Raw genomic sequence first — 24,383 nt, 5'->3', positions numbered from 1 at the left:
TCAGGCCGGCGGCGGCCAGTCCCCGGCCTGCGCCAGCTCCGGCAAGGCCGCCTGCAGCATGGCCTGCACGAACTGCGCCGGCGACAGCCTGCCACGAGGCCGGTACCACTGCACCGTCAGGTTAAGCCCGCCCAACAGATAGCGTTTGATCACGCGCGCATCGCCGCGCAGCACGCCCGCGCCCACGGCCTGTTCGACCACGCGCTGCCACATGGACTCGTAGCGGTCGCTCAAGGCCTTGACGCCGGCGCGCGCCTGTGGCGACAGGCTGCGCCACTCATAGACCAGGGCATGCATGGCATCGCCGCCGGCGCCGGCCAGCATGCTCCACAGATGGACACGGAACAAGGCCGCCAAGCGGTCGCCGGGCGCCTCGTAGCGGCGCAGGGCCTGGCCGCCCTGCTCCAGCACCTCCTCGATACCGCGCGACATCACCTCCAGCAGGATCTCCTCCTTGCTGCGGAAATGATGAAACAGGCTGCCGGACTGCAAACCCACGGCGCTGGCCAGCTCGCGCACCGTGGTCCGCTCATAGCCGTGCTCGCGGAACATGCGCCCCGCCGTCTGGATCACCGCCTCGCGCCGGACCTCGCCCGCGCCCTGCGCCGTGGTTTTCATGCCGTCTCCCGATACAGGGCCTCGATCTCGGCCGCATAGGCCTGGTGGATGCTGGCGCGGCGCACCTTCATGGTGGCGGTGACTTCGCCGTCGTCGTGGTCCAGTTCCTTGACGAGCAAATGAAAGCGCTTGATCCGGGCCACCTGCGCCAGGTCCTTGTTGGCATGATCGACGGCCTGCTGCACCAGGTCGCGCACGCGCGGATGCTCGGCCAAGGAGCGGAAATGCGTATACGCGATACCGTTGATCTCGGCCCACTTGGCCACCGTGTCGAACTCGATCTGGATCAGCGCGCTCACGAAGCGCCGGCCATCGCCGATGGCAACGCACTCCTTGACATAGGGGCTGGCCTTGACCGCGGCCTCGATCTCGGTCGGGGTGAGATTCTTGCCGCCCGCGGTGATCATGATGTCCTTGAGACGATCCACGATGCGCACCTGGCCGTCCTCCACCGCGGCCACATCGCCGGTATGCAGCCAGCCGTCACGCACGGCCTGCGCCGTCGCCTCCTCGTTGCGGTAGTAGCCGCCGAACACCATGCCGCCCTGCAACAGCAGCTCGCCATGCTCGCCCACGCGGTAGCGCACGCCCAATATGGGTTCGCCCACCGTCCCCACCCGCACGGCCTGGCGGCGCTGGCCGAACACCATGCCGGTTGATTCCGTCAGGCCGTAGACCTCGACCAGGGGCACGCCCAGGCTGCGGAAATAGCGCAGCACTTCCTGTGGAATCGGCGCCGCGCCGGTCAGGGCCACCTTCACCCGCCGCAGGCCGATGAAGTTCTGCAGGGCGCGCAGGATCAGCCAGTAATAAAAGCCATAGGTCAGGCGTTCGCGCCAATTGCGCTGGCTACGGTCCTTGTGCAAGAAAGCCCCGCAAGCCGACAGGGCCCGCCGGTACAAGGCCTGCCGCAGGCGCCCGGTTTCCTGCATCTTGATCGAAATGGCCGCGTGCAGCTTCTCCCAGATGCGCGGCACGCCCAGGAATACGCTGGGCGCCACTTCGCGCAGGTCCTCCTGTACGGTGCGGATGGATTCGCCGAAGTTGACCTGCGCCCCCAGATAGATGGGCACGAAGGCCGACAGCATCTGTTCGGCCACGTGGCAAAGCGGCAGATAGGATAGATGCACGGTCTCGCTGTCCATCTCCAGCCTGTCGGCGATGCCCGGCGCCACCGCCCGCATATTGGCATAGCGGATCATGGCCCCCTTGGGCTTGCCCGTGGATCCGGAGGTATAGATCATCAGGCCGACCTCGTCCAGGCGCTGGCCGTCCAGCCGCGCCTGGACGTCGCGGCGCGCCGGATCGCCGGCCGCCGCGCCGCGGTCGATCAGTTCCTCGAACGGCAGGATGAGCTGCCTCACCTCGGGCGGATAATTGCGCAGGCCCTTGGTTTCGATCATGACAATGCCGCGCAACGCGGGCAGGCGGTCCTTGACCGCCAGCACCTTGTCGGCCTGCTCCTGGTCTTCGCAGATGGCCAGATCCACGCCGGCATGTTCCAGCACATAGCCCATCTCGCTGGCCGGGCTGGTCGGATAGACACCCACGCAGACCGCGCCCAGGACACCCGCGCCCATCTGCGCCAGCAGCCACTCCTGGCGGTTTTCCGACACGATGGCCACATGGGCCCCCGCGCCCAGGCCCAGGCTTTGCAGCCCCAGCGCGAGATCCAGGCTGCGCCGCCAATACCCCTCCCAGTCCAGCGCGCGCCAGATGCCGAACTCCTTTTGCCGCAAGGCCACCTTGCGCGGCTGGCGCTCGGCCTGCCGGCGCAGCATCTGCGGCAATGTCAGTTCCGGCCATTGCGCCGGGTCCAGCCCGTCCATGGCGTCTCCTATGAAAGCCAGCGCTTGCGCCGCTTGTAGTGCTTGAGTTCGCGGAAACCGCGCAGCTCGCCGCCGCCGCCCACGCCCAGATAGAACTCGCGCACATCCGCGTCGCCGGCCAGGCGTTCGGCCGTGCCGTCGATGACGATCTTGCCCGTCTCCATGATGTATCCATAATGGGACACGGCCAGAGCCACCGAGGCATTCTGTTCCACCAGCAGCATGGAGACCCCCTGCTCGGCGTTGATGCGCGAGATGATGGCGAAAATATCCTCGACCAGCATGGGCGACAGGCCCAGCGAAGGCTCGTCCAGCAGCATCAGGGCGGGCCGCGCGATCAGGGCGCGGCCGATGGCCAGCATCTGTTGTTCGCCGCCCGAAAGATAGCCGGCCAGGCCGCGCCTGCGCTCATACAAGCGCGGGAAATAGCCATAGACCAGATCGAAATCGGGCTTGCCCTCGACACGGCGCCCGGTCAGCGCATAGGTCGCGGCCACCAGGTTTTCTTCCACGGTCAGGTCCTCGAAGACGCGCCGCCCTTCCATCACATGCGCCAGGCCGTGGCGCACCAGGTCCTGGGGCGCCGCGCCCCGGGTATCGCGGCCCTGGAACTGGATCGCACCGCCCACCAGGGCGCCGTCTTCCAGCGCCAGCAGTCCCGAGATGGCCTTGAGCGCGGTGGACTTGCCCGCGCCGTTGCTGCCCAGCAGCGCCACGATACTGCCCTGCGGCACCGACAGCGACAGCCCGCGCAAGACCTGCACGGCCTTGTTGTAGACCACCTCGATATTGCGCAACTCCAGCACCGGGGCCGTCATGCACGCCTCACTTGAGCACGATCCAATCCGAGGCCGGCAGCATCTTCTTCTGCTTGAAATCGGCCTGGTAGATGCGTCCCACCGGTATGGAATTTCCCTTGATGGTGATGGGCACGCCGATCAGGCCGCCCGTGTCGAAGTCCTTGATGCCGTCCAGGGCCGCCTTCATGTTCGCCGCGGTAAGCGGCTTGCCCTCGGCCAGCGTGCGCCGCGCGGTCTCGGCAAACAGCATGCCGGCCAGATAACCCTGCATATAGCCGGTGCTCTGGTACTCGGGGCGCATGGCCCGTATGGCCTTGAGCGTGGGCGCGTCGGCCGCATCATCGTAGTAATAGCGATAGGGCATGACGCCCATGAAACCGTCGCCGTCCTCGCCCATCTGCATCACCGTGGAGTTGTCCATGGTCCAGAAGGTGCCCATATAGCGGGTCTTGAGCCCCATGCGCTTGCCCTGGCTGACGAACTCCGGGATGGGGGCCAGCACATAGCCATGGAAGATGGTGAAGTCCGGGTCGGCGCGCCGCAGCTTGATGACCTCGGTCGAGACGTCCACGCTGCCCGGCGGCGTCATGATCTCGGTGGCGACCTTCAGGCCCAGCTTCTCGGCCACGCCGCGCGAACTGGCGATGGGGTCGCGCCCGAACTCGGTGTCCGAATAGACAAAGGCCACCTTGGCCCCGGGCTTTTCCTTGGCGATGTAGCGCAGCAGGATGCCGAACATCTCGGTGTAGTCCGGGCCCAGCATGAACTGGTTGGGATACTTGGCCGGATCGTTCAGCTCGGTGGCGAAGGATGCGCCCGTCATGATCATGGTGCCGGCGCGGTTGAGCTCGGCATTGATGGTCTTGGAAAAACCCGTCGAGTCGCCGTAATAGAAATTGACCTTGTTCTGGCTGGTGATTTTCTTGAAGGCCGCCACCGAGGCATCCACCTTGTAGGCGGTATCCTCGGGCACATAGACCAGCTTGCGCCCCTGGATGCCTCCCTTCTCGTTGACCATCTTCACATAGTCCCCCAGGCCCGCATGTATCCCCTGCCCGGCAAAGGCGAACACCCCGCTCAGGGGGATGGAGCCCCCGATCACGATGTCATCGGCCGCCTGGGCCGACGCGATACCTGCCAACATGGCCACGGGCGCCAGCAACCGGGCCCATCCACCGCTACGGAACAGCTTCATGGTTTGTCTCCTGCTGGTTATTGCCTGTCGCCGTCGCGATCAGGTACGGAAAGGCCATAAATGGAAGAAGCGCCGCACACGGCGCCATATTTCGGCCAGGCCATGCGGCTCGAAAATCAGGAATCCCACGATCAGCAGGCCGAAGACGATGGTGCGCACGGGCGACAACAGCCGCAGCGCATCGCCGCCCACCGGCAGCCAGCCCACGATGAGCTTGAGCACCTCCGGCACCATGGTCATGAACAAGGCGCCCAGGATGGAGCCCAGTATCGTCCCCATGCCGCCGACGATGATGGCCGCCAGAAAGAAAATGGACATGATGAGCGGAAAGCTCTCCGGCGTGACCACGCGGAAGAAATAGGCCCACAGTCCGCCGGCCACGCCGGCATAGAAAGACGACAGGCCGAACGACAGCAGCTTGTAGCGCAGCAGGTCGATGCCCAGCACCTCGGCGGAAATATCACGGTCCCGGATGGCGATGAAGGCGCGCCCGATGCGGGTGCGGAACAGGTTGGCCGCGCCCAGCAGCATCAGCACCGTAAGGGGCACGATGAGCCAATAAATGCGGAAAGAGGTATCAAGGTCCCAGCCCAGGAAGCGCGCGGGCGCCACCTGCAGGCCGGCCGTGCCGCCCGTAAAGCCCAGGTTGGCGAACAGGAAATGCGTGATGAAGGAAGCCGCGATGGTCACGATCGCCAGATAGAGGCCTTTGACGCGCAAGGATGGAATCCCCACGATGACGCCGCCCACCATGGCGACCACGCCGGCGGCCGGCAGCGTCAGCCAGAACGGCAGGCCCCAGCGCGTCTGCAGGACGGCCACCGTATAGGCCCCCAGGCCCATGAAGGCCGCTTGCCCCAGGCTGACCAGGCCGGTATAGCCCGTCAGGATGTTCAAGCCCGTCGCGCTGGCGATATTGATCGCCACCAGGCAGGCCAGATAGAGCCAATAGGCGTTGGCCGCGAAGGGAAAGACGACCAGCGCGGCCGCCAGCAGGAGCAGCCACAAGCGCTGAGTCGCGGTGTCAAAGAGCGCCTGGTCGGCGGCATAGCTTTGCTTGGCGGTCGCTATACGCATGTCAGAGCCTCTCGATATCGCGCGTGCCGAACAGGCCGTATGGCCGGACCATAAGCGCAGCCACCAGCACCACGAACGTGGCCAGCAGTTTGTACTCCCCGCCCAGATAGGCCCCGGCCCATGCCTCGAGCAGGCCGATCAGCACGCCCGCCACCAGGGCGCCGGCCACGCTGTCCAGGCCGCCCACGATCACCACTACCAGCACCGACAGCCCGAAGGTGCCCATGGACGACGAAATCCCGCCTATCGATCCCACCACGATGCCAGCCACCGCCGCCAGCACGCCTGCCGCGGCCCAAGCCAGCGAGAACACCCGCGGCACGTTGATGCCCATGGCATAGGCCGCCCCCTGGTCCGAAGCCGTCGCCCGCAGGGCCACCCCGCCGCGCCAGAAGCGGAACAGGGCCAGCACGGCCAGCGACAACCCCACCGCCACCCAGAAACCGTAGAACACCTTGGAGGCCACGAACGCCTCTCCCAGCATGACCGGCGCACGCGGGAAGAACTCCGGCAGGCGCCGCTGGTCGGCCGTCCAGACCAGCTCCACCACGCCGACGGCGATCGAGGCCAGGCCGACGGTCACCATGAACACCGAGATGGGCGACTCCCCCAGCATGGGCCGGATGGCCAGGCGCTCCACCGCCGCGCCCAGCAGGCCGCTGGCCAGCAGCGCGGCGGCGATCGCCGCCCAGATCGGCCACTGCCAATCCGCGGCAAAGGCATAGAATAGATAGGCGCCCATCATCAAGAACTCGCCGATGGCGATATTGACCACCCGGGTCGCCTTGTAGACGATCACAAACGCCAGGGCGGCCAGCACGTACAGTCCGCCCGCGCCCAACCCGGCCAGGCTCACCTCGAAGAAGAACCAGCCGTCCATCAGGCCGCCCTCGCCAGCAGCCGGGCGCGCAGATCGGCCACGTCGCCGGCGCCCAGATACGCCTTGATCACATCGGGATGGGCCTGCACCTGGGCGGTGGAACCCTCGGCGATCACCTGCCCGAAATTGAGCACTACCACATGGTCCGAAAGGTCCATCACCATGCCCATGTCGTGTTCGACCATGAGCACGGTCAGGCCCCATTCGGCGCGCGCATCCAGGATGAAGCGCGCCATATCCTCGGTCTCTTCGCGGTTCATCCCCGCGACCGGCTCATCGAGCATCAGGATGCGCGGCTGCATGGCCAGGGCGCGCGCCAGCTCCACCCGCTTGCGCAATCCATACGAAAGCGCGGCCACCGGCGCGTGCCGGATATGATCGATCTCCAGGAAGTCAATGATGCGCTCCTCGATCTCGGCGCGCAGCGCCTCTTCTTCGCGGCGCGCCCGGCCCAGGTAGAACAAGGCATCGAAGACATTGGTGCGCAGGTGGGCATGGCGGCCCAGCTTGATGTTATCCAGCACCGTCATGCCGCGAAACAGCGCAATGTTCTGGAAGCTGCGCGCCAGGCCAAGGCGCGCGCGCTGGGGCGGCGCCAATCGCGTGATATCCCGGCCCTCAAAGCGTATCGAGCCCTGCGAGGGCCGATAGAAACCGGAAATAGTGTTGAACAGCGAGGTCTTGCCGGCGCCATTGGGACCGATGACAGCGGTGATCGTGCCGGGGCGGACCGTGAAACTCACGTCCGACAGCGCCTTGACCCCGCCAAAGGCGAGCGTCACCCCCTGAACCTGCAATAGCGGCTCTTCCACCTGCTGTCTCCTCGCTCTTCTTTTGCCCCGGGGGTCCCGTGGCAAGCAAGCGCCCCGCCGAGGCGGCGGGCGCCGCCGGAGAGGCTGGTTTGACTGCGAAGTGCTGCTGGCGGCGCTTACGGCAATGCACCGTGATGCGTTACGCTATGCCCGTCCCTGCAACCGAGCAAGTGCTTGGTTCGCAACATAGCATCGCGGTTTTCGAATCAAAACCGGGTACTTACCCGATACGGAGACAAGCATGACGACTGCTGCGCCGCAATACGGCACGCTGGAGCTGGCCCTGGACGGGCCCTGCGCCTGGCTGACGCTCAATCGCCCCGCCGCCCTCAATGCCATCGACGTGGCGATGGCGCGTGATCTGCGCGCGGCCGCCGACTGGCTGGCCGCGCAGGCCGCCCTGCGTGTGGTCGTGCTGCGCGGCGCGGGCAAGGCTTTTTGCGCCGGCGGCGATATCGGGATGTTCGAAGGGGCCGGGGCGCGCGCCACGCTGCAGGAACTCTTCGGCCCCTTGAACGCCTTCATCGCCCATATCGCGAGCATGCCCAAGATCTGGCTGGCCGATGTGCATGGCGTGGCCGCGGGCGCCGGGCTCTCGCTCGCCCTCGCCTGCGACCTGGCATGGGCCGTGCAGGACACCCGCCTGGCCACCGCCTACCTGAAGATCGGCGCCAGCCCCGATGCCGGCATGACCCACGCCCTCGTCCGCCTGGTGGGCCGCCGCCGCGCCATGGAACTGCTGCTGCGCACCGAACCGCTGGCCGCCCAAGAAGCGCGGGACTGGGGACTGCTCAATGAAGTGGTCGGCGCCGCCGAGCGCCAGGCACGGGTGGCCGCCTACGCGCAACACATCGCCGCGCTGGCGCCGCACAGCCTGGCCTCGGTCAAGGCCTTGCTGCGCCTTGCGGGCGACGCGGCGCTCGACACCCAGCTCAACAACGAAAGCGCCGCCTTCCTGGACATCGTCGACCGGGCGGATTTCGCCGAAGGCGTGCGGGCCCTCAAGGAAAAACGCGCCCCGCGGTTTCGCGGGGCCTAGCCGCCCGGGCTACATCGCCTGGCGCTTGCGTACGGCCTCGGCCCAGCGCCGAGCCACCGAGGGCGAGGTCGCGCAGGTGGCCGAGTCGGTCACCACGCGCACGGCACGCTCCAGCAACTGGATATCGGCCTCATGCTGGCGCGCCACATGCGGATCCTCGAAAAAGATCACGCGCTGGCATTGATGTTCCAGCACCAGCTCGGCGATCTGGGCATCGCCGCCCAGGGGCCCGCTCAGATAGCGCGTCACCCAGGGCTGGTCCTTGGGCCAGCCGCGCGACCAGGCCAGCTCATTGAGGCGCCCGCCCGTCGTGCCGGTCGCCACGCGCCGGGCGAACTGGGACAACACATCGAAATAGGTGTCGGCAAACGCCACCATTTCGTCCTTGAGCGCATCGTGGGCAATCATGGCCAGCGTCTGCCCATCGAAACGGAAAAGGCGGCCCAAGGCGGGATCGGGCGTCAGGCCAGCCAGCACGCGCTCGACCTCGATCCACTCGATGGCGCCGGCCAAGGTGGAAATAAAGGGCCGGCCATGCGTGATGCATTGCCGCTTGAGCGCCAGGGCCTCCGGGAAGATGGACGAGGGGTCCACCGGATCGATCAGGTAGATGGCGCCGTCGAACGGGGCCTGGCCGTCGCGGCCCTCCGTCACCCGGGCCACCAGCTTCATCAGCCCGCCTTCCCGGCCATACGGGTAGCGGATGAGCCCCCGATACCCTTGCAGCATGCCTTCGCGCACGATGGCATCGTGGGTGCGCCCCACGGTATGCAGCTCGATACCCATCTCGCGGATGGAGGCGCCGCTGGCGCGCAGCCAGCTGAACAGGGCTGCATCGGGCGTCTCGTGATGCAGGCGGTTGGCCGCCAGGCCAAAGCGTAGGGAAGGCACGGTCATGATGGCGACAAAATGAAGACTCAGGTTGGCATCATACCGCCCAAGCGCCGCCGTTCATCCGCCGAACATCCCGTCGGCCTTACAGCCTGAAACTTGCGAACGGTCTGGCGGCGGGACTAGGATAGGCCGACCCCGTCACGCGGAGCCCGCCATGAAACACCCTCTCCTGTATGCCGCTGCCCTGCTGGCCATGACAGCCGGTGCCCAGGCCCAGTTGCTCGACAGCGTCAAAGGCCAGCTGGGTTCGTCCACGCCCGGCCTGGGAGGCAATCTGTCCTCGCTGAGCGCCGGCAGCACCGGCAATGCCGCCGGCGTGCTGGAGTTCTGCATCAAGAACAACTACCTCGCCGGCGGCGAGGCCGCCGCCGTCAAGGACAAGCTCGTCGGCAAGCTGGGCGGCAACGCGGCCAAGCCCGAATCCGACCCCGGCTATGCCTCCGGCGTGCAAGGCATTCTCAAAGGCAAAGACGGCAAGTCCATGGACCTGAGCGGCTCGGGTCTCAAGCAGGAAATCACCAAAAAAGCCTGCGACCAGATCCTGCAGCAAGGCAAGTCGCTGCTCTAGACAAGAAAAAACCCCGCGAACGGGGTTTTCGTGATGGGCCGTGAGGGCTCACTCGGCCTCTTCGATCCAGGCCATCTGTATGGCCTCGAGGATTTTTTCGCCCGAGCGCGCCGGATCATCGGAAAAGCCAGGCAAGGCCAGCACCCATTCGCGCAGCTGCGTAAAGCGCACGGCCTTGGGATCCACATCCGGATGCGCCTCGACCAGCGCCTCGGCGATCTGGTAGGTATCGATCCACTTCATGTCAGTGGTCCTCCTTGGCGTGGTTGATGGTGTACTTGGGGATCTCGACGGTGAGATCCTCCTCGGCGATGATGGCCTGGCAAGACAAGCGCGAGATCGACGTCAGGCCCCAGGCCTTGTCCAGCAGGTCTTCCTCGCTATCGGTCGGGTCCTCCAGCGAAGAATAGCCTTGACGGACCACCACGTGGCAGGTCGTGCACGCACAGGACAGCTCGCAGGCATGTTCGATGTCGATATGGTTGTCCAGCAGCACACGGCAGATGGACACGCCAGTCGGCGCATTCTCGATCACCGCCCCTTCGGGGCACACATCGGGATGGGGCAATACGGTCAGTTTCGGCATGAGGTTTAAGCGAGTTCGTCCAATTTACGGCCGGCAAGCGCGGCACGGATGCTGCGATCCATGCGGCGGGCGGCGAAGTCCTCGGTGGCGTCGGACAGCGATTGCACGGCCTGGCGCAGGGCCTCGATATCCGTGCCGTCCTGGGCCGCCGCGGCGGCGGCCAGCGCCGCATCCACCCGCGCGCGTTCGGTGGCATCGAGCAGATCGCCATCGGCGCCGAGCGCGGCGGTCACGGACTCGACCAGTTGCCTGGCCTCGACCTGCTGCTCGCGCAGCATGCGCGCGCGGGCATCGTCGTCGGCGTGCGACACGCTTTCGGACAGCATGCGCGTGATTTCGTCATCGGAAAGCCCATACGAGGGCTTGACTGTCACCGACGCCTCGACGCCGGTGCTCTGCTCGCGGGCGCTCACGCTCAGCAGCCCATCGGCATCGACCTGGAAGGTCACGCGGATGCGCGCCGCGCCCGCCACCATGGGCGGTATGCCACGCAGCTCGAAGCGCGCCAGCGAACGGCAATCGGCCACCAGATCGCGCTCGCCCTGCACCACGTGCACGCTCATCGCGGTCTGGCCATCCTTGAAGGTGGTGAACTCCTGCGCGCGGGCAACCGGTATGGTGCTGTTGCGCGGAATGACGCGCTCGACCAGCCCGCCCATGGTCTCCAGGCCCAGCGACAGCGGCGTGACGTCCAGCAACAGCCAATCTTCGCCCGGCGCGCGGTTGCCGGCCAGCAGGTTGGCCTGCAGCGCCGCGCCCAGCGCCACGACCTGATCGGGATCCAGATTGGTCAGGGGCGGCGTGCCGAAGAAGGCAGCCACCGCCTGGCGCACGGCCGGCATGCGCGTGGCGCCGCCGACCAGCACCACACCCTTGACCTCGCCCAGCGCCAGCCCGGCATCGCGCAGGGCGCGGCGGGCGGCTTGCAGGGTGCGTTCGATCAACGGCGCGGCCAGTGTCTCGAAATGCGCGCGGCTCAGCGTGACGTCGAGCTTGCGCCCATCGTCCAGGCTCAGCGCGATCGTCGCCTGCCCGGCATCGGTCAGCGTCTCGCGCGCGGCGCGCGCGGCCACCAGCAGGCCGCGCCGGTCCGACAGCGAAAGGCCGTCCAGCCCTTGGCTGGACACCAGGTCGGCCACGATGGCGTGATCGAAATCATCGCCGCCCAGGGCCGTGTCGCCACCGGTGGCGATCACCTCGAAGACCCCCTTGGACAGGCGCAGGATAGACACATCGAAGGTGCCGCCACCCAGGTCATAGACCGCATAGACGCCCTCGGCGGCCTGGTCCAGCCCATAGGCAATGGCGGCGGCGGTCGGCTCATTGAGCAGGCGCAGCACGTTCAGGCCGGCCAGCTTGGCGGCATCGCGCGTGGCCTGGCGCTGGGCGTCGTCAAAATAGGCCGGCACCGTGATCACGGCGCCCACCAGGTCATCGCCAAGCACATCCTCGGCGCGCTGGCGCAGCGTGGCCAGAATCTGCGCCGACACCTCGACCGGGCTCACATCGCCATGCAGGGTGCGCAGGCGCACCATGCCGGGCGCATCGACGAAGTCATACGGCGCGCCGCTGTCACGCGCATCCTGCGCGGCACGACCCATGAAGCGCTTGACGGAGACAATGGTATTGGAGGGGTCGGAGGCCTGATGCGCCAAGGCGCCGCGGCCGATGGCGACACGGCCTTCGGGCAGATAGCGCACCGCCGACGGCAGCAAGGCGTGGCCGTCCGCATCGCACAGCACTTCGGCCACGCTGCTGCGCACCGCAGCCACCAGGGAGTTGGTCGTGCCCAGGTCGATGCCCACCGCCAGCCGCCGCTGGTGCGGCGCGGGCGATTCACCGGGTTCGGAAATCTGCAATAAAGCCATTTGTATACGTTGTCGCTGAAAGCGCCCGGCAGGGCCATCCTAGGAGTGGACGGCCGCCAGCTCCTGGGCCAGTTTCTCGATGAACATCCATTCGCGCACTTTCTGGCCCGCGGCCGGATAGTCTTTGCGCGTGTCGATCAGCTCGGCCAGCGTCGCGCGCATGGCTGCGCGCGCCTGCTCGAGCTCGGCGCCTAGGACTTGCCGCGCGTGCTCGTCATGGCGCGCGTCATCCAGCAGCTCGCGCCACTCCATCTGCTGCATCAGAAAGGCGGGCGCCATCGCGGTATTGCTTTCGGTCTGCAGGTCCACGCCGGCCGACTCGCACAGATAGCGCGCGCGCAGCAAGGGATCCCGCAATTGCCGATAGGCTTCGTTGGCGCGCGCCGCCCACTGCATGGCGACGCGGCGCTCGGGCGCGCTGGCGGTGGCGTAGCGGTCGGGATGCACACGGGCGGCCACGGCGCGCCAGGCGGTTTCCAGCGCCTGGCCGTCAAGCTCGAACTTCGCGGGCAAGCCGAACAGGCTGAAATAATCGTCCGCGGCCAAGACCTACACCGTAAACGACTCGCCGCAGCCGCAGGTCGCCTTCTCGTTGGGGTTGCGGAACTTGAAGCCTTCGTTGAGGCCTTCGCGCGCATAGTCCAGCTCGGTGCCGTCCAGGTAGGCCAGGCTCTTGGGATCCACGAAGACCTTCACACCGAAGCTCTCGAACACCACGTCCTCGGCCTGGGCGTCGTCGACATACTCCAGCTTGTAGGCCATGCCGGAGCAGCCGGTCGTGCGCACGCCCAGGCGCAGCCCGATACCCTTACCGCGCTTTTGCAGATAGCGGCCGACATGATTGGCCGCCTGTTGGGTCAGGGTGACGGCCATATCAGTCTGCCGCGACAGCCTCGGCCACGCCGTGCTTGGCCTTGTAGTCCTGCACCGCGGCCTTGATGGCGTCCTCGGCCAGGATGGAGCAGTGGATCTTGACCGGCGGCAGGGCCAGTTCTTCGGCGATCTGCGTATTGCGGATGGCCATGGCCTGATCCAGCGTCTTGCCTTTGACCCACTCGGTCACGAGCGAGCTCGAAGCAATGGCCGAGCCACAGCCGTAGGTCTTGAAGCGCGCGTCCTCGATGACGCCGGCCTCGTTGACCTTGATCTGCAGTTTCATGACGTCGCCACAGGCGGGCGCGCCGACCATGCCGGTGCCGACAGAATCGTCGCCCTTGTCGAAGGAGCCGACGTTGCGGGGATTTTCGTAGTGGTCCAGGACCTTATCGCTGTATGCCATGATGATTCTCCACGTATGTTGTATCGTGCGGCGCGTTCAGTGCGCGGCCCATTGCACGGTGTTCAGATCGATGCCTTCCTTGGCCATTTCCCAGAGCGGCGACATGTCGCGCAGCTTGCCGACACGGCTCTTGAGGAGTTCGACGGCGAAATCGACCTCTTGCTCGGTGGTGAAGCGGCCCAGGGTGAAACGGATCGAGCTGTGCGCCAGTTCGTCATTGCGGCCCAGCGCGCGCAACACATAGGAAGGCTCCAGGCTGGCCGACGTGCAGGCCGAGCCGCTGGAAACGGCCAGTTCCTTGATCGCCATGATCAGGGACTCGCCCTCGACATAGTTGAAGCTGATGTTCAGGTTGTGCGGCACGCGGTGTTCCATGCTGCCGTTCACGTAGACTTCTTCGATTTGCGACAGGCCCGCCAGCAGGCGGTCGCGCAGCATGCGCACACGCTCGTTTTCGGTGCCCATTTCTTCGCGCGCCAGTCGGAAGGCCTCGCCCATGCCCACGATCTGGTGAGTGGCCAGGGTACCCGAACGGAAGCCGCGCTCATGGCCGCCGCCATGCATCTGCGCCTCGATGCGCACCCGCGGCTTGCGGCGCACATACAGCGCGCCGATGCCCTTGGGGCCATACGTCTTGTGAGCCGAGAAGGACATCAGGTCGATCTTGAGCTTTTGCAGGTCGATCTCGACCTTGCCGGTGGCCTGGGCCGCGTCGACGTGAAAAATGATGCCTTTTTCGCGGCAGATTTCGCCGATGGTCTCGACATCCTGGATAACGCCGATCTCGTTGTTGACCATCATCACCGACACCAGCACGGTGTCCGGGCGCAGCGCGGCCTTGAAGACCTCCAGGTCCAGCAGGCCGTCATCCTTGACATCGAGATAGGTCACTTCGAAACCCTGGCGCTCCAGCTCGCGACAGGTGTCCAGGACCGCCTTGTGCTCGGTCTTGACGGTCACGATGTGCTTGCCGCGCTCGGCATAGAAGTTCGCGGCGCCCTTGATGGCGAGGTTGTCGGACTCGGTGGCGCCCGAGGTCCAGATGATCTCGCGCGGATCCGCGTTGACCAGCTTGGCCACTTCGGCGCGCGCGTTCTCGACCGCTTCTTCGGCTTCCCAGCCGAAGGCGTGGCTGCGCGATGCCGGGTTGCCGAAATTGTCGTAGAGCCAGGGGATCATCTTCTCGACCACGCGCGGGTCGACCGGCGTCGTGGCGGAGTAGTCCAGGTAGATGGGACGGTTGCTCATGAGTACAGTTCCTGATGCTTCTTAGACGGTGGCCGCGGCATTGGCGGCCGTGCCCGCGGCGGCGGCCGTCGCGGCATTGGCGCCCGCGCGGTTGACCCGCACCGAACAGCCTTGGGCTTGATTGTTGGCTTCCTGCAATTGGCGCACGCGCTGCTGGTCCACCAGATCCTGCAGGGAAACCGAATCCAGGTAATCGACCATCTTGCGGTTCAAGGTGGCCCACAGTTCATGGGTCATGCACTTGCCCGGCTTGCCGTCATTGCCGCTGGTGCAGTCCCGCTTGCCGCCACAGCTGGTGGCGTCCAGGGGCTCGTCGACCGCGAAAATGATGTCGGCCACCGTGACATTGCGCGCCAGGCGAGCCAGGGAATAGCCGCCTCCGGGACCGCGCACGCTGTCCACGAGTTCGTGGCGGCGCAGCTTGCCGAACAGCTGTTCCAGGTAGGAGAGGGAAATATTCTGGCGCTGGCTGATCGCCGCGAGAGTGACCGGACCGCTATGCTGCCGCATAGCCAGATCGATCATGGCAGTCACGGCGAAACGTCCTTTGGTGGTTAGCCGCATGATGGGTTTCCTGTGAATCCGTCGGGACCCGCCTGCCGGATACAGGCGGCAATCCCGGCTACGCACTCTGGCCTAATACCCGAGTAATTGCCTCAAGTATAGCAAATTCCCGAGTAATTTGCTAAGTATCTCAAGTTGAAAAAACCGCGCCGAAGCGCGGTTTTGGCATGGCGCCGCCCTCTTGGGCCTCAGGCCGCCTGGTACTGGGTCGCACGCTTGCGCACCAGCTCCAGCACGCCCTGACAGGCGTCCTCGAGATAGTCGAGCACCTTGCCGAAGCCTTCCGGACCGCCGTAATAGGGATCGGGCACCGTGGCTTCCTCGAAATCATTGGCAAAGCGCATCAGCAGCATCAGCTTGTGCTGGTAGGCCTTGGGGCATTGCTGCTGCAAGGCGGACAGGTTGTCCCAGTCCATCGCGAGGATCAGGTCGTACTCGCGGAAGTCTTCCGGCGTCACCTGGCGAGCCAGGCATTGGCTGATGTCATAGCCGCGCTTGCGGGCAGCAGCCACCGCCCGGGCATCCGGGGCCTCGCCGATGTGAAAAGCGTGAGTGCCGGCGGAATCGATCCGCACCACTTCACCCAAGCCAGCGTCGTTCACCAGGTGGCGAAAGACACCCTCTGCGCTCGGCGAGCGACAGATATTGCCCATGCAAACGAAAAGTACCTTGGTCATCATGGGAGCTAGTGTGCGGGAAAACCCGGAATTTAGCAAGCTTTTTTTGCGTTTTTATGATTTAGCGACCAATATCGTACAACTTTGTTTTTCACAATAAAAACAATATATTAGATGCAATTTTTAAAGTAATGGATGATGTTTTTTGGCGTCTTTTTGCTTATTTTTCAGCAATGTGCTTGACGCACTGCCGGATAAGCATATGCCGCGATGCAGCAGCGTGCGCGGCGCGGCGGCCGCGCACCCCGCGCCGCTAGCGCGCCCCGTCCAGCAACACCCGGTTCTTCAGGGCGGTCAGGGCGTCGCGCGCCGCCGCGGCCTGCTCGAACTCGAGGTTGCGGGCATGGTCCATCATCAGTTTTTCCAGGCGCTTGATCTCGCGCGCCATGGCCTTCTCGTCCGTCAGGGCCGCGGCCGGCACGGCGTCTTCCAGGGCATCGTGCGAGCCGGCCGGCGCCAGGACGCCGTCGATCATTTCGCGCACCGCCTTGCTCACCCCGCGGGCGGTGATGCCATGGTCCTGGTTGTGCTGCAGCTGCTTGGCGCGCCGCCGGCTGGTCTCGTCCATGGCCCGCCGCATGGAATCGGTGACATGGTCGGCATACAGGATGGCGTGCCCATGCAGGTTGCGCGCGGCGCGCCCTATGGTCTGGATCAGGCTGCGCTCCGAACGCAGGAAACCCTCCTTGTCGGCATCCAGGATGGCCACCAGCGAGACCTCGGGGATGTCCAGGCCTTCGCGCAGCAGGTTGATGCCCACCAGCACATCGAAGGTGCCCAGGCGCAGGTCGCGGATGATCTCCACCCGCTCCACGGTATCGATATCCGAGTGCAGATAGCGCACGCGCTCGCCATGTTCGGTCAGGAAGTCGGTCAGGTCCTCGGCCATGCGCTTGGTCAGTGTCGTCACCAGGACCCGCTCCTGGCGCGCCACCCGCTTGCGGATCTCGCCCAGCAGATCGTCGACCTGGGTGCGCGCCGGCCGGACCTCCACCTCGGGGTCCACCAGCCCGGTGGGGCGCACCACCTGCTCGACGACATTATCGGCATGCTGGCGCTCATACTCTGCCGGCGTGGCCGAGACGAACACGCATTGGCGCATGCGGGCCTCGAATTCCTCCAGCCGCAAGGGACGGTTATCGAGCGCCGAAGGCAGGCGGAAGCCGTACTGGACCAGGGTCTCCTTGCGCGCCCGGTCGCCACGGTACATGCCGCCCAGCTGGCCCATGGTCACATGGCTCTCGTCGATGAACATCAGCGCATCGGCGGGCAGATAATCGATCAGCGTGGGCGGCGGCTCGCCCGGCGCGGCGCCCGACAGGTGGCGCGAATAGTTTTCGATGCCCTTGCAGAAACCCAGTTCCTGCAGCATCTCGAGATCGAAACGGGTGCGCTGCTCCAGGCGCTGGGCCTCGACCAGCTTGCCGTCGCGCGTGAAGACGTCCAGCCGCTCGCGCAGCTCTTCCTTGATGGTCTCGATGGCCCGCAGCACCGTCTCGCGCGGCGTCACATAGTGCGAACCCGGATACACCGTGAAACGCGGCAGTTTCTGGCGCACCTTGCCGGTCAGCGGATCGAACAGCTCCAACGTCTCGACCTCGTCGTCGAACAGGGTCAGGCGCAGGGCCAGCTCCGGGCTTTCGGCCGGAAAGATATCGATGGTCTCGCCGCGCACGCGGAAGGTCCCGCGCGTGAAATCGGCGTCGTTGCGCGTGTACTGCATGGCCACCAGCCGGGCCAGCACCTCGCGGCGCGAGATGTGGTCGCCTGTGCGCAGGATGAGCACCATGGCGTGGTAATCGCCCGGATTGCCAATACCGTAGATGCAGGACACTGTCCCGACGATCACCGTATCGCGACGCTCCAGCAGGCTTTTGGTCGCCGACAGGCGCATCTGCTCGATATGCTCGTTGATCGAGGAGTCCTTCTCGATGAACAGGTCGCGCGTGGGCACGTAGGCCTCGGGCTGGTAGTAATCGTAGTAGGAGACGAAGTACTCCACCGCGTTCTTCGGAAAGAACTCGCGCATCTCCGCATAGAGCTGGGCGGCCAGCGTCTTGTTGGGCGCCAGCACCAGCGCCGGGCGCCCCAGCCGCGCGATCACATTGGCCATGGTGTAGGTCTTGCCCGAGCCCGTCACGCCCAAAAGCGTCTGGTACATCAGGCCATCGGCCACGCCCTGCGTCAGCCCCTCGATGGCCGCGGGCTGGTCCCCGGCCGGCGGATAGGGCTGGTACAGCTGAAACGGGCTACCGGGAAATTCCACGTATCCAGGGTCTGTCATGCTAGACTGTCCGAGGGTAAACCCCCCATTATCCACAGCACACGAATGTGCGTCCACCCATACTCTCCACTCCCATGAGCACCCTCTTCGCTTCCGTCGAACTCGCGCCCCGCGATCCCATCCTTGGCCTGAACGAACAGTACAACGCCGACACCCGTCCCGGTAAAGTGAACCTGGGCGTGGGCGTGTACTACGACGATGAGGGCCGCATCCCCCTGCTGGGCGCCGTTCGCAAGGCGGAAATCGCCCGCGTCGAGGCCGCCGCCGCGCGCGGCTACTTGCCCATCGAAGGCATCGCCGCCTACAACAAGGGCGCGCAGGCCCTGCTCCTGGGCAATGACTCCACCCTGGCCGCCGAAGGCCGCGTGCTCACCACCCAGACCCTGGGCGGCACCGGCGCGCTCAAAGTCGGCGCCGACTTCCTGAAGCAGCTGCTGCCCCAGTCCAAGGTCATGATCAGCGACCCCAGCTGGGAAAACCACCGCGCCCTGTTCGAGCGCGCCGGCTTCAAGGTCGAAAACTACCCCTACTACGACGCTTCCACCCGCGGCCTGAACTTCGACGGCATGCTGGCCGCCCTGAAGGCCGCCCCCGAGCAGACCATCGTCGTGCTGCACGCCTGCTGCCACAACCCGACCGGCGTGGATCCCACCCCCGAGCAATGGAAGCAGATCGCCGAAGTCGTCAAGGCCCGCAAGCTGGTGCCCTTCCTCGACATCGCCTACCAGGGCTTCGGCGAAGACCTGGACCAGGACGCTTCGGTGGTGCGCCTGTTCGCCGGCATGGACATGACCATGTTCATCAGCTCCTCGTTCTCGAAATCCTTCTCGCTCTACGGCGAGCGCGTGGGCGCCCTGACGGTCGTGGCCGGCGACAAGGACGAGGCCACGCGCGTGCTGAGCCAACTCAAGCGCGTCATCCGCACCAACTACTCCAATCCGCCCACCCATGGCGGCATCGTGGTCGCCAATGTGCTGAACACGCCCGAGCTGCTGGCCGAATGGAAGCAAGAACTGGCCGGCATGCGCGACCGCATCCGCCTGATGCGCAAGCAGCTGGTCGAGAAGATCAAGGCCCAGGGCGCCGCCCAGGACTTCAGCTTCGTGCTGCAGCAGCGCGGCATGTTCTCCTACTCGGGCCTGACCTCGGCCCAAGTGGACCGCCTGCGTGAAGAACACGGTGTATACGCCGTTGCCAGCGGCCGCATCTGCGTCGCGGCGCTCAACAGCCGCAACATCGACGTCGTGGCCGCCGCCATCGCCGCCGTGCTGAAGTAAACGCATCGCCGCCTGGCGACAAAAAAGGAGCCTGCGGGCTCCTTTTTTTTACGCGCCATTCTTCCGCGGCGGTGGGGCAGCTTGCTTTTTTTCGCTTCGTCCCCCAGAATCACGCTGTATATACATACAGTCCGCGGTTTAGACAAGCCCCGGGCCATCAATGGGATCAATACCATGGCCACCAAACTCACGGATCGCCAGCAGGAAATCCTGGACCTCATCCGGCAGACCGTCGCCCGCACGGGCTTTCCTCCCACGCGCGCCGAGATCGCCCAGGCCCTGGGCTTTCGTTCGCCCAATGCCGCTGAAGACCACCTGAAGGCCCTGGCCCGCAAGGGTGCCATCGAACTGACCGCCGGCGCCTCGCGCGGCATCCGCCTCAAGGGGCCGGAGCCCGCCGCGCCCAGCCAGGGCCTGCTGCCCCACCCCGCCCTGGCGCAGCTACTGCTGCCGCTGGTGGGCCGCGTGGCGGCCGGCAGCCCCATTCTCGCGGCCGAGCATGTCGAACGCGAAGTCGGCGTGGATCCCGGCCTGTTCGCCCAGGCGCCTGACTACCTGCTCAAGGTGCGCGGCATGAGCATGCGCGACGCCGGCATCCTCGAGGGCGACCTGCTCGCCGTCAAGAAATCCGCGGAGGCGCGCAACGGCCAGATCGTCGTCGCGCGCCTGGGCGACGACGTCACCGTCAAGCGCCTGCAACGCCAGGGCAGCCGCATCGAGCTCCTGCCCGAAAATCCCGAGTTTTCGCCCATCGTGGTCAGCCCCGAAGACGAGTTCGCGCTCGAAGGCATCGCCGTGGGCCTGATCCGCACCCACAGCCTGCATTGATCCGGCTTTCCGCCTAGATCGCTCCCGCCTCCCAAGCCACGCCCCGGGCCTGCCTTCGGAGGCTTTTATTTTGGGCGATAAAAAAACCCGCCATCGCGAGATGGCGGGTTTTTCAAGGCCAGCGTATCAGTGCTTGAGGACCGGATCGCCGGATTCCACGGGCTTGCTGACCATGGCTTCCTTGACGGGCTCTTCGTCGGCCAGGGGCTCGGGCTGACGCTCCAGCGCCAGCTCCAGCACCTTGTCGATCCAGCGCACCGGCACGATCTCCAGGAAGTTCTTCACGTTGTCAGGGATCTCGGCGAGATCCTTGACGTTCTCTTCCGGGATCAGCACCGTCTTGATGCCGCCGCGATGCGCCGCCAGGAGCTTTTCCTTCAGGCCGCCGATGGGCAGCACCTCGCCGCGCAGCGTGATCTCGCCCGTCATGGCCACATCGGCGCGCACCGGAATACGCGACAAAGCGGACACCATGGCCGTGGTGATCGCGATACCCGCCGACGGGCCGTCCTTGGGTGTGGCGCCCTCGGGCACGTGCACGTGCATATCGTGCTTCTCGAACACGCTGTCGGCAAAGCCCAGGCGGCGGGCACGCGAACGAACCACCGTGCGCGCGGCCTCGACCGATTCCTTCATGACATCGCCCAGCGAACCGGTGCGCTGGATATTGCCCTTGCCGGGCATATCCGCCACTTCGATGGTCAGCAAGTCGCCGCCCACCTCGGTCCAGGCCAAGCCCGTCACCTGGCCGATCTGGTTTTCTTTCTCGGCCATGCCGAAGGTGTAGCGGCGCACGCCCAGATAGTCATTCAGGTTCTCGGCATTGACCACGATCGGACCCTTCTCGGGCTCGCCCTTGTCCTTGGCCGTGAGCAACTGCTTGACCACCTTGCGGCAGATCTTGCCGACCTCGCGCTCCAGCGAGCGCACACCTGCCTCGCGGGTGTAGTAGCGAACGATGTCGCGCAGCGCGCTTTCTTCGACCGTCAGCTCGTTTTCCTTCAAGCCGTTGTTCTTCATCAGCTTGGGCAGGAGGTGGTCGCTGCCGATATGGATTTTCTCGTCTTCGGTGTAACCCGACAGGCGGATGACTTCCATACGGTCCAGCAGCGCCGGCGGAATGTTCAGCGTGTTGCTGGTCGCCACGAACATCACATCGGACAGGTCAAAGTCCACTTCGATGTAATGGTCCTGGAACGTGTGGTTCTGCTCCGGATCCAGCACCTCCAGCAGGGCCGAAGACGGGTCGCCGCGGAAGTCCATGCCGAGCTTGTCGATTTCATCGAGCAAGAACAGCGGATTGCGCACGCCCACCTTGGTCATGTTCTGCAGGATCTTGCCCGGCATGGAACCGATATAGGTGCGGCGGTGCCCACGGATCTCGGCCTCGTCGCGCACGCCGCCCAGCGCCATGCGCACGAACTTGCGGTTCGTGGCCTTGGCAATGGACTGGCCCAGCGAGGTCTTGCCCACGCCCGGAGGACCGACCAGGCACAGAATCGGCGCCTTGACCTTGTCCACGCGCTGCTGCACCGCGAGGTACTCGAGGATGCGCTCCTTGACCTTCTCCAGGCCATAGTGGTCGTCATCCAGCACCCGCTCGGCGTTGGCGATGGAATTGTTGATCTTGCTCTTTTTCTTCCAGGGAAGATTGATAAGCGTATCGATGTAGTTGCGCACCACCGTGGCTTCGGCGGACATGGGCGACATCAGCTTGAGCTTCTTGAGTTCGGCATCGGCCTTTTTGCGCGCCTCCTTGGGCATGTGCGCGGCGATGATTTTCTTCTCGAGCTCTTCGATGTCGGCGCCTTCCTCGCCCTCGCCCAACTCCTTCTGGATGGCCTTGACCTGCTCATTCAGGTAGTAGTCGCGCTGGCTTTTCTCCATCTGCTTCTTGACGCGGCCGCGGATACGCTTCTCGACCTGGAGAATGTCGATCTCGGTTTCCAGCTGCGCGAGCAGGCCTTCCAGGCGCTCGGCGGTGGGAACGATCTCCAGCATCTTCTGCTTCTGCTCGAGCTTGAGCGGCAGGTGCGCGGCGATCGTGTCGGCCAGGCGGCCGGCGTCGTCGATGCCCGCCAACGAGGTCAGGATCTCGGGCGGAATCTTCTTGTTGAGTTTTACATATTGCTCGAACTGGGCCACGATGGCGCGGCGCAGGGCCTCGGCCTCGGGACCGGCCGAAGCGTCGGGGGCGATCGGCGTGACCTGGCAGGTGAAGTGCGAATCGGCGTCCTGGACGCTATTGATGCGGGCGCGCTGGGTGCCCTCGACCAGCACCTTGACGGTGCCGTCGGGCAGCTTGAGCATCTGCAGGATGCTGGCCACGCAACCGATGTCATAAACGTCTTCCGGAGTGGGGTCATCCTTGCCGGCGGATTTCTGGGCCACCAGCATGATGCTCTTGCCCGCTTCCATGGCCACTTCCAGCGCACGGATCGAGCGCGGGCGCCCGACGAACAGCGGAATAACCATGTGCGGAAACACCACCACGTCGCGCAGGGGCAACAGGGGCAGGTCAATCGGATCTGAAGGCAGGGTCTGGCTTGCAGACATAGGGGGTTCCTCAGAGTGAATGAGAGGGACGCAAGGCTGCGTGGGCCGATGCGTCGGTTACGTCTGATATGGGAACAATAGCCCAAAAATCAAGATGCCGATCGCCGGTCGGCATCAAGATGCAAAAAAACCCGTCAAAGACGGGTTTTTTGCAGAATCCACGGCTCAGGCCGCCGCGTCTCGGACCTCGCCTTGCCCGGGCTTGTCGGACCCGGCACCCTCGTCGGCGTAGATCAGCAGAGGCTTGCCCCCGCCTTCGATGGCGTTGTCATCGAGCACGACACGGCTGACATTGCCCTGCGAGGGCAGGTCGTACATGGTGTCGAGCAAGGCCGATTCCAGGATGGACCGCAGGCCGCGGGCGCCCGTCTTACGCTTGAGCGCCTTGCGGGCGATCGCCGTCAGGGCATCCGGCCGGATGTCCAGCTCGGCGCCTTCCATCGCGAACAGCTTCTGGAACTGCTTGACCAGGGCGTTCTTGGGCTCGGTGAGAATCTGCACCAGGGCGGCCTCGTCGAGCTCGTCCAGGGTGGCCACCACCGGCAGGCGACCGACCAGCTCGGGGATGAGGCCGAACTTGATCAGGTCTTCCGGCTCGGCTTCGCCGAACAGCTCGCCCACGCCGCGCTCGGACTTGGCTCGCACCGACGCCGAAAAACCGATGCCGGATTTTTCGGTGCGGTCGCGGATGACTTTTTCCAGGCCGTCGAAAGCGCCGCCCACGATGAACAGGATGTTGGTCGTGTCGACCTGGACGAAATCCTGGTTGGGGTGCTTGCGCCCGCCTTGCGGCGGCACCGAGGCCACCGTGCCTTCGATCAGCTTCAGAAGCGCCTGCTGCACGCCCTCGCCCGAGACGTCGCGCGTGATCGACGGGTTGTCGGACTTGCGCGAAATCTTGTCGATCTCATCGATGTAGATAATGGCCCGCTGGGCTTTTTCGACATCGTAGTTGCAGTTCTGCAGCAGCTTCTGGATGATGTTCTCGACGTCCTCGCCCACGTAGCCGGCTTCGGTCAGCGTGGTGGCGTCGGCCATCACGAAGGGAACGTTGAGCATGCGCGCAAGCGTTTGCGCCAGCAGCGTCTTGCCCGAGCCGGTGGGCCCGATGAGCATGATGTTGCTCTTGGACAGCTCGACCTCGTCGCCCTTGATCTCGCCGTGGCGGATCCGCTTGTAGTGGTTGTAGACGGCCACGGCCAGCATGCGCTTGGGGCCCGTCTGGCCGATCACGTATTGGTCCAGGAAGGATTTGATCTCAACCGGGGTCGGCAGCTCGGAGCGAATTGCCGCGCGCGCGGTCGCCTGCGCTTCCTCGCGGATGATGTCATTGCACAGGTCTATGCACTCATCGCAGATGAATACCGACGGACCTGCGATCAGCTTGCGGACCTCGTGCTGGCTCTTGTTGCAGAAAGAGCAATGCAGCACTTTTGCGTCTGCCGATCCCTTTTTTTCAGGCATAAGTGTTTCTAGTCTCTGGTAGAGGATGCGCCCCCGGTTG

Annotated in this window: 24 protein-coding genes; 4 read left to right on the top strand and 20 right to left on the bottom strand. The window is 65.2% G+C overall.

Annotation, left to right across the window (positions count from 1 at the left end):
• Genes AXA74_RS07650 through AXA74_RS07620 form a run of 7 tightly spaced genes read right to left on the bottom strand, consistent with a single transcriptional unit; the run spans position 1 to position 7,211 of the window.
• The gene (locus AXA74_RS07650) at positions 1 to 618 is read right to left on the bottom strand and encodes a TetR/AcrR family transcriptional regulator (RefSeq protein ID WP_029580545.1); all 618 of its coding nucleotides are present in this window, start codon (positions 616 to 618) and stop codon (positions 1 to 3) included.
• The gene (locus AXA74_RS07645) at positions 615 to 2,447 is read right to left on the bottom strand and encodes an AMP-dependent synthetase/ligase (protein ID WP_032978846.1); all 1,833 of its coding nucleotides are present in this window, start codon (positions 2,445 to 2,447) and stop codon (positions 615 to 617) included. Before AXA74_RS07645 ends, AXA74_RS07650 begins: the two co-directional genes overlap by 4 nt.
• Positions 2,448 to 2,455: 8 nt before the next feature.
• Entirely contained in the window at positions 2,456 to 3,265 is an 810-nt protein-coding gene (locus AXA74_RS07640) for an ABC transporter ATP-binding protein (protein ID WP_032978843.1), read from the bottom strand.
• A gap of 7 nt (positions 3,266 to 3,272) precedes the next feature.
• On the bottom strand, positions 3,273 to 4,442 hold the full coding sequence (locus AXA74_RS07635; RefSeq protein ID WP_032957480.1) for an ABC transporter substrate-binding protein: 1,170 nt from the start codon (positions 4,440 to 4,442) through the stop codon (positions 3,273 to 3,275).
• Positions 4,443 to 4,481: 39 nt separating this feature from the next.
• On the bottom strand, positions 4,482 to 5,519 hold the full coding sequence (locus tag AXA74_RS07630) for a branched-chain amino acid ABC transporter permease (protein WP_029580542.1): 1,038 nt from the start codon (positions 5,517 to 5,519) through the stop codon (positions 4,482 to 4,484).
• A 1-nt stretch (position 5,520) separates the two neighbouring features.
• Positions 5,521 to 6,399: a branched-chain amino acid ABC transporter permease gene (locus AXA74_RS07625; protein ID WP_029580541.1), complete on the bottom strand. Its 879-nt coding sequence runs from the start codon at positions 6,397 to 6,399 to the stop codon at positions 5,521 to 5,523.
• Positions 6,399 to 7,211, bottom strand: a complete 813-nt coding sequence (locus AXA74_RS07620; RefSeq protein ID WP_032957478.1) for an ABC transporter ATP-binding protein — start codon at positions 7,209 to 7,211, stop codon at positions 6,399 to 6,401. Before AXA74_RS07620 ends, AXA74_RS07625 begins: the two co-directional genes overlap by 1 nt.
• Before the next feature lie 241 nt (positions 7,212 to 7,452).
• Here AXA74_RS07620 and AXA74_RS07615 point away from each other — a divergent pair, with 241 nt between their 5' ends.
• Entirely contained in the window at positions 7,453 to 8,250 is a 798-nt protein-coding gene (locus AXA74_RS07615) for an enoyl-CoA hydratase/isomerase family protein (protein ID WP_029580539.1), read from the top strand.
• 9 nt (positions 8,251 to 8,259) lie between these two features.
• On the opposite strand, the gene AXA74_RS07610 is transcribed toward AXA74_RS07615, so the two are convergent.
• Positions 8,260 to 9,147: a methylglyoxal synthase gene (locus tag AXA74_RS07610; protein WP_032957476.1), complete on the bottom strand. Its 888-nt coding sequence runs from the start codon at positions 9,145 to 9,147 to the stop codon at positions 8,260 to 8,262.
• A 151-nt stretch (positions 9,148 to 9,298) separates the two neighbouring features.
• Between AXA74_RS07610 and AXA74_RS07605 the strand changes: the two genes are divergently transcribed.
• Positions 9,299 to 9,712 carry a DUF2501 domain-containing protein gene (locus AXA74_RS07605; protein WP_029580537.1) on the top strand — a complete coding sequence of 138 codons (414 nt, stop codon included), beginning with the start codon at positions 9,299 to 9,301 and terminating at the stop codon, positions 9,710 to 9,712.
• 48 nt (positions 9,713 to 9,760) lie between these two features.
• Here AXA74_RS07605 and iscX read toward each other — a convergent pair whose 3' ends face one another.
• The 10 genes from iscX to uvrB form a co-directional block, all read right to left on the bottom strand.
• Complete coding sequence (gene iscX / locus AXA74_RS07600; RefSeq protein ID WP_029580536.1) at positions 9,761 to 9,955, bottom strand: Fe-S cluster assembly protein IscX; 195 nt, start codon at positions 9,953 to 9,955, stop codon at positions 9,761 to 9,763.
• A 1-nt stretch (position 9,956) separates the two neighbouring features.
• Positions 9,957 to 10,298 carry an ISC system 2Fe-2S type ferredoxin gene (gene fdx, locus AXA74_RS07595; protein ID WP_029580535.1) on the bottom strand — a complete coding sequence of 114 codons (342 nt, stop codon included), beginning with the start codon at positions 10,296 to 10,298 and terminating at the stop codon, positions 9,957 to 9,959.
• Positions 10,299 to 10,303: 5 nt separating this feature from the next.
• Positions 10,304 to 12,166 (bottom strand): Fe-S protein assembly chaperone HscA, encoded by a 1,863-nt coding sequence (hscA, locus tag AXA74_RS07590; RefSeq protein ID WP_029580534.1) that lies wholly within the window; start codon positions 12,164 to 12,166, stop codon positions 10,304 to 10,306.
• A gap of 39 nt (positions 12,167 to 12,205) precedes the next feature.
• The gene (gene hscB, locus AXA74_RS07585) at positions 12,206 to 12,712 is read right to left on the bottom strand and encodes a Fe-S protein assembly co-chaperone HscB (protein WP_032978840.1); all 507 of its coding nucleotides are present in this window, start codon (positions 12,710 to 12,712) and stop codon (positions 12,206 to 12,208) included.
• A 3-nt stretch (positions 12,713 to 12,715) separates the two neighbouring features.
• Complete coding sequence (gene iscA, locus AXA74_RS07580) at positions 12,716 to 13,039, bottom strand: iron-sulfur cluster assembly protein IscA (protein ID WP_029580532.1); 324 nt, start codon at positions 13,037 to 13,039, stop codon at positions 12,716 to 12,718.
• Position 13,040: 1 nt separating this feature from the next.
• Positions 13,041 to 13,445: a Fe-S cluster assembly scaffold IscU gene (iscU, locus tag AXA74_RS07575; RefSeq protein WP_029580531.1), complete on the bottom strand. Its 405-nt coding sequence runs from the start codon at positions 13,443 to 13,445 to the stop codon at positions 13,041 to 13,043.
• 36 nt (positions 13,446 to 13,481) lie between these two features.
• A complete protein-coding gene (locus AXA74_RS07570) occupies positions 13,482 to 14,693 on the bottom strand; it encodes an IscS subfamily cysteine desulfurase (RefSeq protein WP_032955671.1) in 1,212 nt (403 codons plus the stop codon).
• A 21-nt stretch (positions 14,694 to 14,714) separates the two neighbouring features.
• Complete coding sequence (iscR, locus tag AXA74_RS07565) at positions 14,715 to 15,257, bottom strand: Fe-S cluster assembly transcriptional regulator IscR (protein WP_029580529.1); 543 nt, start codon at positions 15,255 to 15,257, stop codon at positions 14,715 to 14,717.
• 188 nt (positions 15,258 to 15,445) lie between these two features.
• The gene (locus AXA74_RS07560; RefSeq protein ID WP_029580528.1) at positions 15,446 to 15,937 is read right to left on the bottom strand and encodes a low molecular weight protein-tyrosine-phosphatase; all 492 of its coding nucleotides are present in this window, start codon (positions 15,935 to 15,937) and stop codon (positions 15,446 to 15,448) included.
• 250 nt (positions 15,938 to 16,187) lie between these two features.
• Positions 16,188 to 18,218: an excinuclease ABC subunit UvrB gene (gene uvrB, locus AXA74_RS07555; protein WP_032955670.1), complete on the bottom strand. Its 2,031-nt coding sequence runs from the start codon at positions 18,216 to 18,218 to the stop codon at positions 16,188 to 16,190.
• Between the two features lie 74 nt (positions 18,219 to 18,292).
• Here uvrB and AXA74_RS07550 point away from each other — a divergent pair, with 74 nt between their 5' ends.
• Complete coding sequence (locus AXA74_RS07550; protein ID WP_029580526.1) at positions 18,293 to 19,495, top strand: amino acid aminotransferase; 1,203 nt, start codon at positions 18,293 to 18,295, stop codon at positions 19,493 to 19,495.
• A 174-nt stretch (positions 19,496 to 19,669) separates the two neighbouring features.
• Positions 19,670 to 20,323 carry a transcriptional repressor LexA gene (gene lexA / locus AXA74_RS07545; RefSeq protein ID WP_029580525.1) on the top strand — a complete coding sequence of 218 codons (654 nt, stop codon included), beginning with the start codon at positions 19,670 to 19,672 and terminating at the stop codon, positions 20,321 to 20,323.
• A gap of 126 nt (positions 20,324 to 20,449) precedes the next feature.
• On the opposite strand, the gene lon is transcribed toward lexA, so the two are convergent.
• Together lon and clpX are read right to left on the bottom strand one after the other, a co-directional pair.
• Positions 20,450 to 22,879: an endopeptidase La gene (gene lon, locus AXA74_RS07540; protein ID WP_029580524.1), complete on the bottom strand. Its 2,430-nt coding sequence runs from the start codon at positions 22,877 to 22,879 to the stop codon at positions 20,450 to 20,452.
• A gap of 165 nt (positions 22,880 to 23,044) precedes the next feature.
• Complete coding sequence (clpX, locus tag AXA74_RS07535) at positions 23,045 to 24,343, bottom strand: ATP-dependent Clp protease ATP-binding subunit ClpX (RefSeq protein WP_032955669.1); 1,299 nt, start codon at positions 24,341 to 24,343, stop codon at positions 23,045 to 23,047.
• Between the last annotated feature and the right edge of the window lie 40 nt (positions 24,344 to 24,383).

The sequence above is a fragment of the Bordetella hinzii LMG 13501 genome, from assembly GCF_001548475.1.
Lineage (GTDB): Bacteria > Pseudomonadota > Gammaproteobacteria > Burkholderiales > Burkholderiaceae_B > Bordetella > Bordetella hinzii.
This window is presented reverse-complemented; position numbering and strand designations above follow the sequence as displayed.

Bases quoted from the DNA above. Each gene is read 5' to 3' on its own strand.
- hscA (WP_029580534.1), bottom strand. From the start codon at position 12,166: ATGGCTTTATTGCAGATTTCCGAACCCGGTGAATCGCCCGCGCCGCAC.
- AXA74_RS07630 (WP_029580542.1), bottom strand. From the start codon at position 5,519: ATGCGTATAGCGACCGCCAAGCAAAGCTATGCCGCCGACCAGGCGCTC.
- iscR (WP_029580529.1), bottom strand. From the start codon at position 15,257: ATGCGGCTAACCACCAAAGGACGTTTCGCCGTGACTGCCATGATCGAT.
- lon (WP_029580524.1), bottom strand. From the start codon at position 22,879: ATGTCTGCAAGCCAGACCCTGCCTTCAGATCCGATTGACCTGCCCCTG.
- AXA74_RS07650 (WP_029580545.1), bottom strand. From the start codon at position 618: ATGAAAACCACGGCGCAGGGCGCGGGCGAGGTCCGGCGCGAGGCGGTG.
- AXA74_RS07640 (WP_032978843.1), bottom strand. From the start codon at position 3,265: ATGACGGCCCCGGTGCTGGAGTTGCGCAATATCGAGGTGGTCTACAAC.
- AXA74_RS07645 (WP_032978846.1), bottom strand. From the start codon at position 2,447: ATGGACGGGCTGGACCCGGCGCAATGGCCGGAACTGACATTGCCGCAG.
- AXA74_RS07605 (WP_029580537.1), top strand. From the start codon at position 9,299: ATGAAACACCCTCTCCTGTATGCCGCTGCCCTGCTGGCCATGACAGCC.
- lexA (WP_029580525.1), top strand. From the start codon at position 19,670: ATGGCCACCAAACTCACGGATCGCCAGCAGGAAATCCTGGACCTCATC.
- fdx (WP_029580535.1), bottom strand. From the start codon at position 10,298: ATGCCGAAACTGACCGTATTGCCCCATCCCGATGTGTGCCCCGAAGGG.
- AXA74_RS07625 (WP_029580541.1), bottom strand. From the start codon at position 6,399: ATGGACGGCTGGTTCTTCTTCGAGGTGAGCCTGGCCGGGTTGGGCGCG.
- iscA (WP_029580532.1), bottom strand. From the start codon at position 13,039: ATGGCCGTCACCCTGACCCAACAGGCGGCCAATCATGTCGGCCGCTAT.
- iscX (WP_029580536.1), bottom strand. From the start codon at position 9,955: ATGAAGTGGATCGATACCTACCAGATCGCCGAGGCGCTGGTCGAGGCG.
- uvrB (WP_032955670.1), bottom strand. From the start codon at position 18,218: ATGACAGACCCTGGATACGTGGAATTTCCCGGTAGCCCGTTTCAGCTG.
- AXA74_RS07610 (WP_032957476.1), bottom strand. From the start codon at position 9,147: ATGACCGTGCCTTCCCTACGCTTTGGCCTGGCGGCCAACCGCCTGCAT.
- AXA74_RS07615 (WP_029580539.1), top strand. From the start codon at position 7,453: ATGACGACTGCTGCGCCGCAATACGGCACGCTGGAGCTGGCCCTGGAC.
- AXA74_RS07550 (WP_029580526.1), top strand. From the start codon at position 18,293: ATGAGCACCCTCTTCGCTTCCGTCGAACTCGCGCCCCGCGATCCCATC.
- AXA74_RS07570 (WP_032955671.1), bottom strand. From the start codon at position 14,693: ATGAGCAACCGTCCCATCTACCTGGACTACTCCGCCACGACGCCGGTC.
- iscU (WP_029580531.1), bottom strand. From the start codon at position 13,445: ATGGCATACAGCGATAAGGTCCTGGACCACTACGAAAATCCCCGCAAC.
- AXA74_RS07560 (WP_029580528.1), bottom strand. From the start codon at position 15,937: ATGATGACCAAGGTACTTTTCGTTTGCATGGGCAATATCTGTCGCTCG.
- clpX (WP_032955669.1), bottom strand. From the start codon at position 24,343: ATGCCTGAAAAAAAGGGATCGGCAGACGCAAAAGTGCTGCATTGCTCT.
- AXA74_RS07635 (WP_032957480.1), bottom strand. From the start codon at position 4,442: ATGAAGCTGTTCCGTAGCGGTGGATGGGCCCGGTTGCTGGCGCCCGTG.